Here is a 488-nt window from a genome sequence, read left to right on the forward strand (position 1 = left end):
GATCAATCGAAGCTTTACAAGCGGAAAATGAGCGTTTACGTATGGAAAATGCATATTTAAAAAAGTTGAATGCCTTAGTTCAAAACAAAGAAAAATCACCAAACAAGACAAAGCGCAAGTAATCTACGAGTTAAGGCATGAATTTCCTATCAAGGAGTTACTTCAACTCGCAAACATTCCACGTAGTACGTACTATTACTGGATGAAACGTTTTAATCGTCCTGATCCAAATGAGGAGGTAAAAGAACTGATTCAAGCTATTTATAATGAACACGATGGGTGTTATGGTTATCGTCGTATTCGTGATGAACTTATGAATCGTGGACACAAAGTAAATCATAAAAAAGTATATCGCCTTATGAAAGAATTAGGGTTAAAATGTCTGGTTCGTATGAAAAAATATCGCTCTTACAAAGGGACAGTTGGGAAAATTGCGCCAAATATTTTAAATCGCAACTTCCAAGCTGAAAAACCAAATGAAAAGTGGG

Annotated in this window: 1 pseudogene; it reads left to right on the top strand. The window is 35.5% G+C overall.

Annotation, left to right across the window (positions count from 1 at the left end):
* Positions 1 to 488, top strand: a pseudogene (locus tag MR147_RS26785) (IS3 family transposase); the annotation flags it as partial.

The organism is Bacillus cereus group sp. BfR-BA-01350, from assembly GCF_022663775.1.
Taxonomy (GTDB): Bacteria; Bacillota; Bacilli; order Bacillales; family Bacillaceae_G; genus Bacillus_A; species Bacillus_A paranthracis.